The sequence below is a fragment of the Micromonospora sp. LOL_013 genome, assembly GCF_048060315.1.
GTDB lineage: Bacteria > Actinomycetota > Actinomycetes > Mycobacteriales > Micromonosporaceae > Micromonospora_E.
The window spans coordinates 318,415-334,205 of record NZ_JBHMIQ010000001.1 but is presented as its reverse complement, the minus strand read 5'-3'; the positions used below and the strand labels follow the sequence as shown (position 1 = coordinate 334,205).

The following is a 15,791-nucleotide window of genomic DNA, read 5'->3' as shown; positions in this document are numbered from 1 at the left end:
CGGTCCGGTAAGGAAGATCAATATTTACCATCAGGCAGCAAAACGGACAAAGAATATGTTACCCGCAGCAACATGCCTAGGCACAGGAATCATTAGTGAAGTTTGAGGCATGAAGTCTACTTCGTCTGACTAGTTCGGAGTGTCCGGTCCGGCCACCCCGGACATCGGCCACTGTGGCACCGGGTCCCCGATCCGGAGCCCCAGGTCACCGGGCATATCCTCCGGAAAGCCTGGTAGCTGTCCCGGATCGGACGGTTGCGGCGTCCCGATGGCCACACCAGACCCAGCCGTCCCGCTCGAACCTACCTGGCCGGTGGGACCAACCGGGCTCCCCGACGGCGTCCCGCCCTGCTGATCGCCCGGGGGAACCGACCTCGGCAATGACTCCGCAGCCGGCGGTGCCGACGGCACCGCCGCGCCGACCGGGCCGATCGGGCCACTGAGCCGGCCCGGCTGCGAGCCGGCCCCCTGTCCGGCCGCCAGGGTGAGACCCGTTACCAACGCCGACAACGCGAGCCCCGCTCCGGCCAATCCGCCGAACTGCAGCGCCCGGCGTCGTGGCCGCGCTCCCACCGGAGCCGCGGAAGCGGCCGCAACGTCCCGGGGCCACCAGGTGACCGTATCCGCCGGCAACGCCGGCAACGCCGGCCAGCCGTCGAGCGCCGGTTCCAGACCACGCAGCCGGGCGACGAGCGACCAGGCGGTCGGCCGGTCGGCCGGCCGTGCCGCCAGGCACTGCTCGATCACCGGCCACACCGCCGGTGGCAGCCCGGGCGGTGGTACCGGCACACACCGCCGGTGCCGGGCGAGGACCTCGTCGGCGCTCCCGCCCCGGTACGGCGTACGGCCGCACAGCAACTCGAACAGCACGATGCCCAGCGCGTAGACGTCCGACGACCAGGTCGGCGGACCGCCGCTGGCAATCTCCGGCGCGGCGTACTCCGGGGTGGCCAGGGTGGCCCGGTCCGGCGCCGACGCGGGCCCGGTCCGGGCGGCACCAAAGTCGATCAGCCGCACCCGGCCGCCGTCCGCCGGCGCCAGCAGGTTCGCCGGTTTGACATCGCCGTGCGCGATGTCCCGTTCGTGCAGGTACGACAGAGCAGTGGCGACCTGCGCGGCGACGGCGACCGCGACAGCCGGGGGCAGCGGACCGTCCCGGCGGACCCGGTGGCGCAGGTCGTCGCCGTCGACCAGGTCCAGAACCAGGGCGGGCAGGTCGCCCACGGCGGTCCGGGCCCGGAGCCGGATCACGTTCGGATGGTCCAGCCGGGACAGCAGAGCAGCCTCGGTGTGGAAGCCCTCCACCAGATCGGGATACTCGGCGGCGTCCGACCGGAGCACCTTCACCGCCACCGGCACGTCGTCGCGCAGATCGTGCCCGTGGTGCACCGCGCCAACCGCCCCACGGGAGAACTGCGCCCCCAGCCGGTACCGCCCGTCGAGCGCCTGTCGCGTGCCGTACTGCCCGTCCACTCCGTCGACGGTAGGTGTGCGGCTGAGGCACGACGGTCACCAAAGCGACGCTTGGCACGAACCTGGGAGGGATCCGCGTCACTGTGACGGGAAGTTGTCCGACCGTGGACGTCAGCGGGTGCCGGCCGAGCCCACCGCCGGCTCGGAACCCACCGCCGGCTCGGAGCCGACAGCAGGTTCGGGACCCACCGCCGGCTCGGAGCCGACAGCAGGTTCGGGACCCACCGCCGGCTCGGCATCCGCAGTCGGCGCGGCATCTGCGGCCGGCTCCGGATCCGGCTGGCCGGGCAACGTCCGGCCGAGGCAGATCAACGCGGTGAACGCCGCAGTGAACAGGACGATCAGCGCCGAGTTGATCCGGGCCCCGTCGGCCATGGTCTGGAAGGCCTGGTCGCTTTCACTGAACGACCGGGCCAGATCGAGCAACTGGGCACCACCGACCCGGGTGACCACCTCGGCGATCACCAACAGCAAGCCGGGACCGGCCCCGGCGACCAGGTATCCCGGCCAGGGCAGCGGCCGGCCGGACCGGCGTACCGCCCGGTGCAGGTAGCCGAAGGTCACCAGCCCGGCGAGGGCGCCGGCCAGCAGGGCGGTGGCCCAGACCAGCCGGGACTGCGCGGCCAGCACGGATCCGGCGGTGTCGGCGGCTCCGAACAGCTCCAGCAACGGCCCCTTGGCAAGTTCCCGGGCGGTCGTCGTGCCGGCGACCGCCAGCGCGCCGGCGGCGGCCGCCGCCGTCAGCAGGCCGGCCCGGCGGTGCAGACCCGTCAACGCGCCGCCGACCGTGGCGCCGGCGAACAGCGCCCAGCCGAGGATCTCGACGGCCGACCCGCCCCGGCCGTCGCCGAACACGACGGCGGCGGCGGCACCGACGCCGGTCGACGCTCCGCAGCCGAGGGCGACAAGCAGTCTCGGCACCGCTGCCGCGCCCAGCCACCGGTCCGCCAGTCGGCGGGCCGCCTGGGCGACACCCGCTCCGGCGATCAGCGCCGCGAAGATCACCGCCGGGAGCCCGTACGCGGTCTCGGTCACCGCGAGCACCCCGTCGGTGGACGACCCCAGGGTGCTCAACACGGAGACGATCAGCAGGGTCACCCAGGCGAGGCTGAGCAGGCCGAGAACGACTGCCGCGCCGACCGAGCCGGCCGGGCCCGACTCGGCGTCGGGGGCGACTGCGGGTTGGCTGGTCATCGCTGGTGCCCTCCTGGTCGTCGGCGTGCTGTCGTCCGGTGCCGACCAGCGTACGCGGATCGGCGTGCGGGTCAGCCGGGCGTGCGACGATGGGCCCCGGACCGCGTCGCCGTGGCCGCCCCACCGGGTGCCCCGACGGGTCCGTCTTTCGCCGACGTTGTCGAGATCACGCCTGGAGCCTGTGATGGACGCCGTTCCCGCCACCCCCGACCCCCGCAACGAACCGATCCGCGACTACGCGCCGGGCAGCGCCGAGCGGGCCGACCTGAGCCGCCGGCTCACCGAGTTGTCGGCCGACCGGATCGAGCTGCCGATGACGATCGGCGGCCGGCAGCGGATGGCGGCGGGCGCGCCGATCGAGGTGGTGATGCCGCACCGGCACCGGCACGTTCTCGGGGTGACCGGTAACGCCGAGCCGGCCGACGCCGAAGCCGCGGTGGCAGCGGCGAAGCAGGCCGCACCGGGCTGGCGCAACCTGCCGTACGCCGAACGGGCCGCGGTCTTCCTGCGCGCCGCCGACCTGCTGGCCGGCCCGTGGCGGGACACGGTGAACGCGGCCACCATGCTCGGTCAGTCCAAGACCGCCTACCAGGCGGAGATCGACTCGGCCTGCGAGCTGATCGACTTCCTACGGTTCAACGTGCACTTCGGTCAACAGGTGCTGGCCGAGCAGCCCCGATCCGCACCCGGGGTGTGGAACCGGTTCGACCACCGACCGTTGGAGGGCTTCGTCTACGCGATCACCCCGTTCAACTTCACCGCGATCGCCGGCAACCTGCCGTCCGCGCCGGCGCTGATGGGCAACACGGTGGTCTGGAAGCCGTCCCCGACGCAGCAGTTCGCCGCCCACTTCACCATGCGGCTGTTCGAGGCCGCCGGGCTGCCGCCGGGGGTGATCAACCTGGTCACCGGGGACGGGCTGGCGGTGTCCGAGGTGGCGCTGGCCGACCGGGACCTGGCCGGCATCCACTTCACCGGCTCCACCCGGGTGTTCCAGCAGCTGTGGCGGACCGTCGGGGAGAACATCGGCCGGTACCGCTCGTACCCCCGGCTGGTCGGCGAGACCGGCGGCAAGGACTTCATCGTGGCGCATCCCAGCGCCGACCCGGCAGCGCTGCACACCGCCCTGGTCCGGGGCGCATACGAGTACCAGGGACAGAAGTGCTCGGCGGCGTCCCGGGCGTACCTGCCGAAGTCGCTGTGGACGGCCGGGCTGCGGGACCGACTGGTCGCGACGGTCGAGTCACTGCCCTACGGCGACGTGACCGACTTCACCAACTTCGGCGGCGCGGTGATCGACGACCGGGCGTTCGCCCGGCACGCGGCCGTGCTGGACCGGGTCCGCAACGACCCGTCGTGTCAGGTGCTGGCCGGTGGCACGGTCGACGACAGCGTCGGCTGGTTCGTCCGGCCCACCCTGTTGACCTGCACCGATCCCGGGCATGAGGTGTTCAGCACCGAGTACTTCGGCCCGATCCTGGCCGTGTCGGTCTATGACGACGACCAGTTCTGGGACGTGGTGGCCCAGGCCGAGGAGATCGCTCCGTACGCGTTGACCGGGTCGGTCTTCGCGACCGACCGGCGGGTGATCGACCGGGCCGGCGCCATGCTGCGGTACGCGGCCGGCAACTTCTACGTCAACGACAAGCCGACCGGGGCGGTCGTCGGGCAGCAGCCGTTCGGCGGCGCCCGGGGCAGCGGCACCAACGACAAGGCCGGGTCGAAGCACAACCTGCTGCGCTGGACGTCGCCGCGCACGGTCAAGGAGACGTTCGTGCCGCCGGTCGAGCACCGCTACCCGCACATGGGCTGAGCCGGGCGGGCCGGCCCGGTCACAGCAGCGTCTCCAGCTCGGACACGTCGTACCACTCCAGCTCATGGTCCTCGGCACCGTCCACGACGAACTGGGCGTCGGGGTCACCGACGGCGGCCTGCGACACGGCGGCCACCGCCGCCGCTACATCGTCGACCGCCTCGTCGCCGTCGACGTGCACCGCGGCGACCGAGGCGAAGGCGATCGGGCCGGCCAGCGTCACGGTGCTGGAGCCGAGCTCGGCGACCGACCGTTTCAGCGCGTCCGCCGGCAGGTCGACGGCGATCACCACCCGACGGCGCGGGGCGGCCGCATCGTCGCGCAGGTGGCGCAGTGACTCCTGGGCGGCGCGGGTGAACGCGACGTACTCCAGCTCCTCTTCGTCACCTTCGACGTACCACTCCCGCAGTGCGGGGGTCACCGTGTGCGCGACGTCGGCGGCGAGTTGGCCGGTGTCGCGGAGCCCGGCGAGCGCCGGCAGGGTGGCCGGGACGTAGACCCGGAGCAGGTTGTCGGACACGCTCGCCCCCCACAGATGTCGTCGCTGATGCAATGTACGCCGCCGAGCGGCCCTGCGGGGCCACGGTGGCACACTGAACCGACCGACGTAGACGAGCCGGGAGTCACCGTGGAGCCGAGGTTCCTGCAGTTGTCCGACGTCGCCGCCGAACTCAACGTATCCGACTCGCAGGTCTATCACATGGTTCGCAGTGGCGAGTTGCCCGCGATCAAGATCGGCGGACGCGGACAGTGGCGGGTGGAACGCGCCCAGCTGGAGAAGTACATCCAGCGCAAGTACGCCGAGACGGCGCAGTGGGTGCAGAGCAACCCGCTGATCGAGCGCGAGCCGGAGTAGTCCGGCGCCTACTGGTTGTCCGAACACCGTCATCGACAGACGTTGACGGACGGCGTCATGCTGGCTTCAAATTGGTCTGCCGAAGGCAAACGAAGGCAAACGCAAGATCAACAGGAGCTCGGATGACTGTCGCGACCCGGATCCGACGTCCCCCCGTCCGACTGCGACCCGCCCCACCGCTGGACCCGCCGTTCACCGACGAGCCGGCTCAGTTCGACATGCGTCCCGGTCCCGGCGTACAGCTGGCGCTCGACCTGGCCGGGGCGGCACCCGGCGCGGTGGTCGCCGACCGGTCCGCGACCACCGTCGGCCGACCGGCCAACGGGTCGGCCGGTGGCCACGGAGGGCTGCCGCCGGGCGCGCTCGCCGGCGCGTCACCGGAGGCCCGCCGGGCCGCGCACCGGTTCCTGGCCGCGAGCCTGGAGATCATCAACGGGTTCCGCCCGGCCGGCCACATCCGCCGGCTCGCCGACCCGGCACAGGCGCTCGCGGTCGGCGCGCAGCTGGCCGTCGCCGTCGACCGGGCCCGGAGACCGGACGAACCGGGCCGGGCCCGACGCGGGCCGGCATCGCCGCATCCGACGCCGATCGTCCGCGGTGGGCGGCGCCCCGTCGAGCTGCTCCGGGTCCGTCAGCTGCGGATCTGCGAGCCGGTCAGCGGCGTCGCGGAGGCCGTCGCGGTGCTCGGCACCGACGAACGCAGCTGGGCGCTCGCCTTCCGGCTGGAACGCCGGCCAACCGGCTGGTTGAGCACCACGGTCGACGTCGTGTGACCGGGCAACCCGCCGGGATCAGGTACCGCCGGGATCAGGCTCCGGGAGCGCCGTGGCAGCGCTTGTACTTCTTGCCAGACCCGCACGGGCAGGGCGCGTTGCGTGACGGCCCGTTGCTGCTGACGGCCTGGCCGGGGGCGGCTCGGCGGCCGGCGGCCGCCGGCACCGGCGGACCGGCCGCCGGTCGGCTGGCGGCGGGCGGGCGGCCCTGCCCCGCACGCTGGCCTTGGCCCTGACCGCCCTGGCCCGCACGCCCGGCCGGTGGGCCGCCGACGCCCAACGCCGGTGCCTGCTGCACCTGCACCCCGCTGTCGGCACCGTCGATGGTGGGCGAGACGTACTGCAGGCCCTGCGGACGCGGTGCCGCGCCAAGGCCCTTGGCACTCACCTGGACTCCGGCGCCACCATCGGGCACCGGAATCCGGGGTCCGGGCCGCTCCCCCGCCGGCGCGCCGGCACCGTCAGCCGGGGCCCCCGGCTGCTGCACCTGCACCTCGACGTTGAACAGGAAGCCGACCGTCTCCTCCTTGATGCCGTCCATCATGGTGGCGAACATCGCGTAGCCCTCACGCTGGTACTCGACCAGCGGGTCACGCTGGGCGTAGGCCCGCAGGCTGATGCCCTCCTTGAGGTAGTCCATCTCGTAGAGGTGCTCGCGCCACTTGCGGTCGATCACCTGCAGCAGGACCATCCGCTCCAGCTGCCGCAACGCGTCGGTGCCGAGCTCCTCCTCACGGCGCTGGTACGCCGCGTGGGCGTCCTCCAGTACCTGCGCCCGGAGGAAGTCGGCGTCCACCGCGCTGCGTTCGCCGCCGGCCTCCTCGATCAGCTCGTCGACGGTGATCCCCACCGGGTAGAGCTGCTTGAGGCTGGACCAGAGCTGGTCGAAGTCCCAGTCCTCGGCGTAGCCCTCGACCGTCGCCCCGTCGACGTACGCGCCGACCACGTCGTCGATCATCTTGGTGACCTGGTCGTGCAGGTCCTCGCCGTTGAGCACCCGCAGCCGCTCGGCGTAGATCACCTGGCGCTGCTTGTTGAGCACCTCGTCGTACTTGAGGACGTTCTTACGGGTCTCGGCGTTCTGGCCCTCGATCTGCGCCTGGGCGTTCTTGATCTGCCGGGTCACCATCTTGGACTCGATCGGCACGTCCTCGGGGATGTTGAAGCGCTCCATCACCGCTTCGACCGCCCCGGCCCGGAACCGCCGCATCAGCTCGTCCTGCAGCGACAGGTAGAACCGGGACTCACCCGGGTCGCCCTGCCGGCCGGAGCGACCGCGCAGCTGGTTGTCGATCCGGCGGGACTCGTGCCGCTCGGTGCCGAGCACGTAGAGGCCGCCGACCGCGGAGACCTCCTCGGCCTCGGCGGCGCAGGCCTGCTTGACCTGCGGCATGATGTCTTCCAGCGCCTTGTCGTACTCCTCGGCGTGCTCGACCGGGTCGAGCCCACGCTGGCGCAGCTGGGCCGCGGCGAGGTAGTCCGGGTTGCCGCCGAGCAGAATGTCCGTGCCGCGGCCGGCCATGTTGGTCGCCACGGTGACCGCGCCCTTACGGCCGGCCTGCGCGATGATCTCGGCTTCCTTGGCGTGGAACTTCGCGTTGAGCACCGCGTGCGGGATGCCCCGGCGACGCAGCAGCTGGGAGAGGATCTCCGAGTTCTCCACCGACACCGTGCCGACCAGCACCGGCTGGCCCACCGCGTGCCGCTCGGCGATGTCCTCGACGGCGGCGTTGAACTTGGCCTTCTCCGTCTTGTAGATGACGTCCGCCCGGTCCATCCGGACCATCTCCCGGTGGGTCGGGATGGTCACCACGCCGACGTCGTAGACCTTGTTGAACTCGCCGGCCTCGGTCTGCGCCGTACCGGTCATCCCGGCCAGCTTGCTGTAGAGCCGGAAGTAGTTCTGCAGGGTGATGGTGGCGAGGGTCTGGTTCTCCTGCTTGATCTCGACGCCTTCCTTGGCCTCGATCGCCTGGTGCATGCCCTCGTTGTAGCGGCGGCCGTGCAGGATCCGGCCGGTGAACTCGTCGACGATCAGGACCTCGCCGTCGTTGACGATGTAGTCCTTGTCCCGCTTGTAGAGCTCCTTGGCCTTGATGGCGTTGTTCAGGTAGCCGACCAACGGGGTGTTCACCGACTCGTACAGGTTGTCGATGCCCAGTCGGTCCTCGACCTTGGCGACGCCCCGTTCGGTCACCGCGACGGTGCGCTTGGCGTAGTCGATCTCGTAGTCGCCCTCGCCGTCCTTGCCGACCTGCATCCGCTTGACCACGGCGGCGAACTCGCCGTACCAGCGGGCGGAATGCTCGGCCGGACCGGAGATGATCAGCGGTGTCCGCGCCTCGTCGATCAGGATCGAGTCGACCTCGTCGACGATGGCGAAGTTGTGCCCGCGCTGCACCAGGTCGTCCTTTGACCAGGCCATGTTGTCGCGCAGGTAGTCGAAGCCGAACTCGTTGTTGGTGCCGTAGGTGATGTCCGCCTGGTACGCGGCCCGGTGGTCGGCCGAGGGCCGGTTGGGCAGGATCACGCCGACGGTGAGCCCGAGGAACTCGTGCACCCGGCCCATCCAGGCGGCGTCCCGCTCGGCCAGGTAGTCGTTGACGGTTACGATGTGCACGCCTTTGCCGGACAACGCGTTGAGGTACGCCGGTAGTACCGAGGTGAGCGTCTTGCCCTCACCGGTCTTCATCTCGGCGATGTTGCCGAAGTGCAGCGCCGCGCCGCCCATGATCTGCACGTCGTAGTGCCGCTGGCCGAGCACCCGGGCGGCGGCCTCCCGGGCGGTGGCGAACGCCTCTGGGAGGAGGTCGTCGAGGGACTCGCCGTCGGCGTACCGCTGACGGTACTGGTCGGTCAGCTCCCGCAGCTCCGCGTCGGTGAGGTCGACGTAGTCGTCCTCGATCGAGTTGACGGCCGTGGCGACCGCCTTGAGCCGACGCAACATGCGGCCCTCGCCGGCGCGGAGGACCTTCTCAAGAATCGACACGGATCAACGCTCCCCTAGACGGTGTGCCCCACCATCGTAGGCGCATCAATCGGTACGGCGGCAGTCGCAGCCCGCATCCAGCACCGGATATTCCGACATAACGGACCACGTCGACGTGGTACGCCCGGCATATGCGTTATGCACTGCGCGAAAGCTGCGTCAGGATGGGCCGGTGGAACCCGTCGAACTCACCGAGGGCGGCGTCCGGCTTCGGATGTTTCTGCCCGACGACGCCCCTGCGGTCGCCGAGGCCTGCGGCGATCCGACCACCCAGCGGTTCATCCCCGACCTGCCCCGGCCATACACGGTCGCCGACGCACTGCACTGGATCACCAAGGGGTCCACCGCCGCCTGGACCGGCGGCGGCGCAGCCTGGGCGATCGCCGACCCGGGCAGCGACGAGCTGCTCGGCTGCGTCGGGCTCAGCCGGGCGGTACCCGAGCGGGCCCAGATCGAGGTCGGCTACTGGATCACGCCCCGGGCCCGGGGCAAAGGAGCGGCCACCGCGGCCGCCATCGCCGCCACCGGCCACGCGGTGCGCTCCGGGTTCGGCCGGGTCGAGTTGCTCACCGACGCGGCCAACGCGGTCAGCCAGCGGGTGGCGCTGGCCGCCGGCTTCAGCTACGAGGGGGTACGCCGAGGCGCCGCCAGCCAGCCCGGCCGACTGCCAACCGTCGACCGGCAGGACCTGATGGTCTGGACCCGACTGGCCGGCGACCCACCGGGACCGACCCCACGCACCCTGCCGGACCTGCCCGGCGACGGGTTGACCGACGGGGTGGTCCGGCTGCGCCCGCTCGGCCCGGCCGACGCCGACTTCGCGTACCACCTGGAGTCGCTGCCCGACGTCGCCGCGACCTCGGTCCCACCGGTGGTGCCGACCCGCGCCCTGATCGAGGCGCAGTGCGCCAAGGCACCGGGGAGGTGGCTGGCCGGCCAGCGAATCGACGTGGTCGTCTGCGACGCGGCCAGCGGTACGCCGGCCGGGCGGATCGGGCTCAGCTATCTGAGTCCGGAACTCGGCGAGGCGATGATCGGCTATTCGCTGCTGCCCCAGTGGCGCGGGCGCAGCTACACCGCTCGGGCGGTACGGCTGCTCGCCCGGTGGATCTTCGCCAACACGGCCGTCGCCCGGTTGGCCGCCGGTGCGCTGCCTAGCAACGTCGCGTCCCAGCGGGTACTGAAGCGGGCCGGCTTTCAGCGCGAAGGGCAGAACCGGGCCCAGTTGCCCGGCGCGGACGCCAGCCGCCACGACAGTGTCCAGTACTCGCTGCTACCGGCCGACCTCGACAAAGCGTGAGCCGCGCAGGCCGGTCGGATACCATCGACGGCCGCCCGTTTGGCGGCGACGGCCAACGGTATCCGACCGGTCGACCACGAATTGTCAAAATGGTGGTCGATTAGGCGGTGACGGTCGGTTCAGCCAGCGCGATGACACCGTAGTCGTAGCCTTTGCGGCGGTAGACCACGCTCGGCCGGCCGGACTCCTTGTCCAGGAAAAGATAGAAGTCGTGCCCGACCAGTTCCATCTGGAACAACGCGTCGTCGACCGTCATCGGATCGCCCGGGTGTTCCTTCTCCCGGACGATGTGCCAGGGCTGGTCGTCGTACTCGTCGGCAACGTCTTCGTACCCATCGTCGGTGAAATCCTGCGCGGTGCGGTCGAGTACCGCGACCGATGTCGCCGGCTCCTCGGTCGGCTGGGACGGCGGCAACGGGGCGAATCCGTTCAGCCCGGCGGTCGGCAGCCCGGAGGTCGCCTCGGCCACCGAGACCGGCGCGTGCCGGCCGCGGTGTACCCGGCGCCGGTCGGCGGCGCGGCGCAGCCGGGTGTCCAACTTGCTGATGGCGGCGTCGAGGGCGCTGTAGAAATCCTTGGCGCACGCTTCCGCCCGGATCACCGGCCCGCGCGAGACACAGGTGAGTTCGACCCGCTGGCAGTGGTCCGACTGACGGGGATTGCGCTCGTGAAACAACTCGACGTCGACGCGCATCAGCTTGTGGTCGTACCGTTCGACCTTGGCCAACTTCTCGGCTACATGGGCCCGGTAGTGGTCGGGGACCTCTACGTTACGGCCTTTCACCACGATGTCCACGCGTGACCTCCCTGGAACGATCTCAACGATCGGTGTCGCTGCGAAAGAATTCGGGACCGGTCAGCGAACCAAGAGTGGTCGGCGTCAACCGGCCGGGTAGCGGAATACACCTCCCTCCGGGACACCTCGGGTGGTTATTCAACCACCGGCCATACCCCTGATGTGCCTACGCTAACTCGCCGACGGCGGCGCGTCATCAGTTCGGCAGAGACCGGTGCACGAAGATTCCCAGATTATGAACAAACCCTGACAAAGGACGCTAGACAGTGACTACCGCAGGTAACGGCGTCGCGTCGCTGCGAGCACCACGGCGGCGTACACCGGCAGTCCCTGCGCGACAAGGAGCCGGTGCACAGCGGCCAGCGTCGCACCGGTGGTGACGATGTCGTCCACCACGATCACCCGCAGTCGCGGATCCACCCGCAGCGAGATGTCAAGTCCGAACCGCCGGGGTCGAAACGCCGTCCGGGCGGACGCCAGCCGCGCCGCGCTGTCCAACCCGGCCGAGTCCGGACGGGTCCGGGCCCGCAGCGGCCGCGCCACCGCGACCCGCCGGCCGTCGACCCGCAACCGGGCCGCCGCGTACCGGGTCAGCCGGGCGAGATGATCACCGTGCCGGGCCCGCGCCGCCGCAGCGGTGCTCGGCACCGGGACCAGCAGCACCGGCCGGTCCCCACCGGTGCCGACCGCGGCGGCGACCGCGTCGCCGAGCAGCCGGCCCAGTGGCCGACCCAGCCCGTGCCGGCCCCGCTCCTTGTACGCCAGCAGCAGCTCCCGCAGTACCCCGGCGTACTCGCCCAACGCCACGCAGGGTGGCAGGTCGGGCGGGGCCGGCTCGGGGCGTACCGGCCGGGGGCGCAGCCGCTGCACCTCGGCGGCGCACCGGCCGCACACGCCGAACCGCAGCCGGCCGGCGGTGCGGCGGCAACCGGCGCACTCCGCCGGCAGCACCAGGTCGGCCAGTGCCGACCAGATGTCGCCCACCACCACCGCAGGTCAGTCAGTACAGGAAGAACGGGGCGGTCGGATTGGTAACCGGGTTCTCCGGCTCCTCGGTCTCGCCCGGCTCCACCCCTTCGATCTCCTCCGGCCGGATCTGCTCGCTCGGCTCGAACAGGTCGTACGGCACACCGTTGGCGACGTACATCCGGGCACCGACCGTGCCGCCGCTGACCGGGTTCGCCGGATAGCCGGCCAGGTGGGTCACGCTCGCCCCGCCGAGGTCCCGCAGCGAACTGGTCTCGATCGCGCCGTCCACCGTCACGTCGTACAGGCTGACCCGCCCGTCTGGGTTCGTGCCGGCCGCCACCAGCAGCGTCTCGGCCACCCAGTCGACCTGGGTGAGGTCGGACAGCGAGGTCGGCACCCGACGGGGTGGCAGCACCTCGACCTTGCCGCCCCGGTTCAGCGCGGCCACGTACAGCCGACCGTCGACCACCAGCGCGATCCGGTGACCGTCCGGGGCCGCACCGACCGACTGCACCTCGCCCGTCACCCCGGGCAGCGTGATCTGCTCGACCGCACCGCTGCCGACCCGGAACGAGTACAGCCCGCCGTCCGCGACGACGAGTCCCACGTCACCTGGTGCCTTGAGCCAGACCGGCCGGCCGATGTCGTCGAAGGTCCGGGTGCTGGCGTCGAAGCTGGTGCCCGCCCCGGTCGCCGCGCCGACGATCAGCCGCTCGGCGCCGCCGTCGGCCACCGCGAGGGCCGCGTACGTGCCGCCACCGACCTGGGTGAAGCCGGCGGTGACCACGTTCTGGTTGACCTCCTCGGTGAGCACCGGGATCGGCTCGCCGGAGCGCGCCGAGCTGCGCAATCGGTGCACCCGGCCCTGGTAGACGGTGAACCGTTCGGGCGTCTCGGGCAGCGCCTGAGTGCCGTTCATCGCCAGCAGGTCGGCACCCGGGTACACCTTCGGAGTCTGCCCCTGGATGGTCAACTCCAGGTCGTTGTCGAACTCCGGCCACAGCGACCACATCAGCTGGGCGGCCAATCGGTCGAGTTCGCGGTCGTCGGCGAACGGAGTCGCGTCGGCGATCAACGTGACCTTAAGCCGGTCTCCGGTGTCGGGCACGTTGCCACCCGAGCGGATGCCGCTCGGCAGCGCCTGCACCGCCGAGGCGAGCCAGTTCGACGGCCCGCTGATCAGCATCTCCAGCAGAACGGTGCGCTGACGCTCCAACGGCACCGCCACCGGCAGGTAACGCAGATCCGGCACCAGCGCCCGTTGGCTGGTGTCCCAGAAGTAGATGGTGCGCTGCAGGTAAAACGTGTTCAACGCGTCCACGCTGAGCAGCAGCGCCGCCGGCGGGTTGAGGACGAACTTGCCCGTCTCACCGGCCACCGACCCGACCTGGAAGGTGTACTCGGTGAACTCCGGCTCCTGGGCGGGCAGCGGCTCCAACGCGCCGTTCGGCCGCAGCAGGCCGAGCTGCTGGACGTCGAGCGCCACCTCCTCCACCCCGGCCTCGGCCCGAGTGATCTGCGGACGTTCACGCAGTCGAACCACGGTCAGCGCGACCTCGGGATTGGGGTCGCGAATGTCCGCACGGTCCTGCGGCGCGACGTACTCGCGTACCTGTTCCACTGCCCGTTCCGCCTCCACGGCGGCGGCCTGCAGGAAGTTGACGACGAACGCCTCGGTGTTGTTGCGTTCGTCGAGCCGCGAGGCCGGCGTCTGGGCACCGCTGCCACCGGTCGGCAGGCCGGGTGCCGGACCCTGCCCGTCGACCCGCACCTCAGTGTTCTCCGGAATGCCGCACCCGGCGGCCAGTACCCCGGCGAGCACCGACAGCAGCGCCAGTCGACGCCACCGGCGGATCACGGTGCCGCTCCGGTCGCGGCCACGCCGTCACTGGCCCGGCCGCCGGAGCCGGTGCTCTGCTCCGGGAGGACCACCATCCTGCCGACCGGTTCGGCGGCCGAGGGTGCGGGCTGCGTCGGCGCCCGCCACGGCTCGTCCGGATCGGCACCGTCCGACCCGCCGGGCGGCGGCCGGCGGTCCCCCGGTACCAGCCGCAGCGGTGACGAGGTGAGCCGGTCACCGGCCCGGGCCGGCAGGGTGAGCCGGAACTGGGCACCCTCACCGGGCGCACCCCACGCTTCGAGCCAGCCGCCATGCAGCCGGGCGTCCTCCACGCTGATCGACAGGCCGAGACCGGTCCCACCGGTCTGCCGGGCACGGGACGGATCCGCCCGCCAGAAGCGGTTGAACACCAACTTGTCCTCCCCGGCCCGCAGGCCGACCCCATGATCGCGTACGGTCACCGCGACCGCCGCGTCGTCGACGCCGAGAGTGACCACCACCGGCCGGCCCTCGCCGTGCTCGACGGCGTTGCCGACCAGGTTGCGCAGCACCCGCTCGACCCGCCGGGGATCCACCTCGGCGATAACCGGCGTCGGGGGCAGTCGCAGCTCGATCCGCACGCCGAGCCGTGCGGCCAGCCCGTCGAGCCGGTCGGCGACCCGGCGGACCACCGGCACCAGGTCGGTCGGCTCGGAGTCCAGCACCGCGAACCCGGCGTCGAACCGGCTGATCTCCAGCAGGTCGGTGAGCAGGCTCTCGAACCGGTCCAGCTCGGTCTGCAACAGCTCGGCGCTGCGGGCCGCCGCCGGGTCGAAGCCGTCCCGCTCGGCGAAGAGCAGATCGGCGGCCATCCGTACGGTGGTCAGTGGGGTGCGCAGCTCGTGCGACACGTCGGAGGTGAACCGACGCTGCAGCCGGGACATCTCCTCCAGCCGGGTGATCTGCCGCTGCAGGTTGGTCGCCATCTGGTTGAACGAGGCGGCCAGCATGGCCAGGTCGTCCTCGCCGTCGACCACCATCCGTTGGTCCAGCAGCCCGGCGGAGAGTCGCTGCGCGGTGCGCGCGGCTACCCGTACCGGTGTGACGACCAGCCTGGTGACCAGCGCGGCCAGCAGGCCGAGCAGCATCACCAGGGCCAGTCCGGTGATGAGCACGGTCGCCCGGATCTGGTTGGCGGCCTGATCCTGGGTGGTCAGCGGCACCAGGTAGTAGAGCTCGACCTGACCGAACTTGGTCGGCACCGGGGAGCCGTAGACCAGATACTTGAGCCGCCCCTCGCCGAGGTCACCGGTGCGGATCTGATGCGCCTGGGCACCGGAGCCGACGTGCCGGGCCAGCTCGTCGCTGATCATGCCGGACGCGTCCACCGCCGGCGATGTCGCCGACTGGATCAGTGGATAGCCGCTCGCCGCCATCACCACGACCACCCCACCCACCTGGTCGGGGTCGCCCCCGGCCAGGTTGCTGACGGTCAGCTCGAAGGTCACCCGGACCTGCGGGTCGAAGTACTGCGGATGCACGCTCATCTGCTCGGCGGCGTAGTCCCGCCCGTGGGTCAGCCGCCGCTGCACGTCCTCCCGGGCCCGGTCCAGCAGAATGTTGGTGCTCTGCGACGCCACCATGTACGCGAACCCGCCGACCAGCAGACCGGACGCGACCAGCGTGATGGTCACCACCCGCAGCTGCAGGGACCTGCGCCACATCCGCTGGGCGCCGCTGGTCACCGGCCGGGTCCGGGCCAGCAGCAGCTCCCGTGCCGGGCGCAGTGCGCCACTGACACGGGAAATC

The 15,791-nt window shown here is 71.4% G+C and carries 12 protein-coding genes; 4 read left to right on the top strand and 8 right to left on the bottom strand.

Going from position 1 to position 15,791, the window contains the following annotated elements; genetic code table 11:
• Nucleotides 1–129 precede the first annotated feature (129 nt).
• Both ACFHWS_RS01625 and ACFHWS_RS01620 read right to left on the bottom strand, forming a co-directional pair.
• A complete protein-coding gene (locus ACFHWS_RS01625; RefSeq protein WP_416556102.1) occupies nucleotides 130–1,473 on the bottom strand; it encodes a serine/threonine-protein kinase in 1,344 nt (447 codons plus the stop codon).
• A 111-nt stretch (nucleotides 1,474–1,584) separates the two neighbouring features.
• Nucleotides 1,585–2,667 (bottom strand): hypothetical protein, encoded by a 1,083-nt coding sequence (locus tag ACFHWS_RS01620; RefSeq protein WP_416567469.1) that lies wholly within the window; start codon nucleotides 2,665–2,667, stop codon nucleotides 1,585–1,587.
• Between the two features lie 184 nt (nucleotides 2,668–2,851).
• Between ACFHWS_RS01620 and pruA the strand changes: the two genes are divergently transcribed.
• Nucleotides 2,852–4,480 (top strand): L-glutamate gamma-semialdehyde dehydrogenase, encoded by a 1,629-nt coding sequence (pruA, locus tag ACFHWS_RS01615; protein ID WP_416567468.1) that lies wholly within the window; start codon nucleotides 2,852–2,854, stop codon nucleotides 4,478–4,480.
• 19 nt (nucleotides 4,481–4,499) lie between these two features.
• Here the strand turns inward: pruA and ACFHWS_RS01610 are convergent, their stop codons facing one another.
• Entirely contained in the window at nucleotides 4,500–5,000 is a 501-nt protein-coding gene (locus ACFHWS_RS01610; protein WP_416556099.1) for a DUF6912 family protein, read from the bottom strand.
• A gap of 108 nt (nucleotides 5,001–5,108) precedes the next feature.
• Here ACFHWS_RS01610 and ACFHWS_RS01605 point away from each other — a divergent pair, with 108 nt between their 5' ends.
• Nucleotides 5,109–5,336 carry a helix-turn-helix transcriptional regulator gene (locus tag ACFHWS_RS01605; protein ID WP_416556098.1) on the top strand — a complete coding sequence of 76 codons (228 nt, stop codon included), beginning with the start codon at nucleotides 5,109–5,111 and terminating at the stop codon, nucleotides 5,334–5,336.
• A gap of 122 nt (nucleotides 5,337–5,458) precedes the next feature.
• The gene (locus ACFHWS_RS01600) at nucleotides 5,459–6,109 is read left to right on the top strand and encodes an Rv3235 family protein (protein ID WP_416556097.1); all 651 of its coding nucleotides are present in this window, start codon (nucleotides 5,459–5,461) and stop codon (nucleotides 6,107–6,109) included.
• Between the two features lie 34 nt (nucleotides 6,110–6,143).
• Here ACFHWS_RS01600 and secA read toward each other — a convergent pair whose 3' ends face one another.
• Nucleotides 6,144–9,098, bottom strand: a complete 2,955-nt coding sequence (gene secA, locus ACFHWS_RS01595) for a preprotein translocase subunit SecA (protein WP_416556096.1) — start codon at nucleotides 9,096–9,098, stop codon at nucleotides 6,144–6,146.
• A 172-nt stretch (nucleotides 9,099–9,270) separates the two neighbouring features.
• Between secA and ACFHWS_RS01590 the strand changes: the two genes are divergently transcribed.
• Nucleotides 9,271–10,398, top strand: coding sequence for a GNAT family N-acetyltransferase (locus ACFHWS_RS01590; protein WP_416567467.1), 1,128 nt, complete (start codon nucleotides 9,271–9,273; stop codon nucleotides 10,396–10,398).
• A 100-nt stretch (nucleotides 10,399–10,498) separates the two neighbouring features.
• Here ACFHWS_RS01590 and hpf read toward each other — a convergent pair whose 3' ends face one another.
• The 4 genes from hpf to mtrB all read right to left on the bottom strand — a co-directional run bounded on the left by hpf (nucleotide 10,499) and on the right by mtrB (nucleotide 15,706).
• A complete protein-coding gene (gene hpf, locus ACFHWS_RS01585; protein ID WP_416556094.1) occupies nucleotides 10,499–11,194 on the bottom strand; it encodes a ribosome hibernation-promoting factor, HPF/YfiA family in 696 nt (231 codons plus the stop codon).
• Between the two features lie 270 nt (nucleotides 11,195–11,464).
• The gene (locus ACFHWS_RS01580; RefSeq protein WP_416567466.1) at nucleotides 11,465–12,181 is read right to left on the bottom strand and encodes a ComF family protein; all 717 of its coding nucleotides are present in this window, start codon (nucleotides 12,179–12,181) and stop codon (nucleotides 11,465–11,467) included.
• A gap of 13 nt (nucleotides 12,182–12,194) precedes the next feature.
• Nucleotides 12,195–14,021: an LpqB family beta-propeller domain-containing protein gene (locus ACFHWS_RS01575; protein ID WP_416556092.1), complete on the bottom strand. Its 1,827-nt coding sequence runs from the start codon at nucleotides 14,019–14,021 to the stop codon at nucleotides 12,195–12,197.
• A complete protein-coding gene (gene mtrB / locus ACFHWS_RS01570) occupies nucleotides 14,018–15,706 on the bottom strand; it encodes an MtrAB system histidine kinase MtrB (RefSeq protein WP_416556116.1) in 1,689 nt (562 codons plus the stop codon). The genes ACFHWS_RS01575 and mtrB overlap by 4 nt, the downstream gene beginning before the upstream one ends.
• Between the last annotated feature and the right edge of the window lie 85 nt (nucleotides 15,707–15,791).

Excerpts from the sequence above, each read along its gene's own strand:
- ACFHWS_RS01620 (WP_416567469.1), bottom strand. The coding sequence starts at position 2,667 with ATGACCAGCCAACCCGCAGTCGCCCCCGACGCCGAGTCGGGCCCGGCC.
- mtrB (WP_416556116.1), bottom strand. The coding sequence starts at position 15,706 with ATGTGGCGCAGGTCCCTGCAGCTGCGGGTGGTGACCATCACGCTGGTC.
- ACFHWS_RS01600 (WP_416556097.1), top strand. The coding sequence starts at position 5,459 with ATGACTGTCGCGACCCGGATCCGACGTCCCCCCGTCCGACTGCGACCC.
- pruA (WP_416567468.1), top strand. The coding sequence starts at position 2,852 with ATGGACGCCGTTCCCGCCACCCCCGACCCCCGCAACGAACCGATCCGC.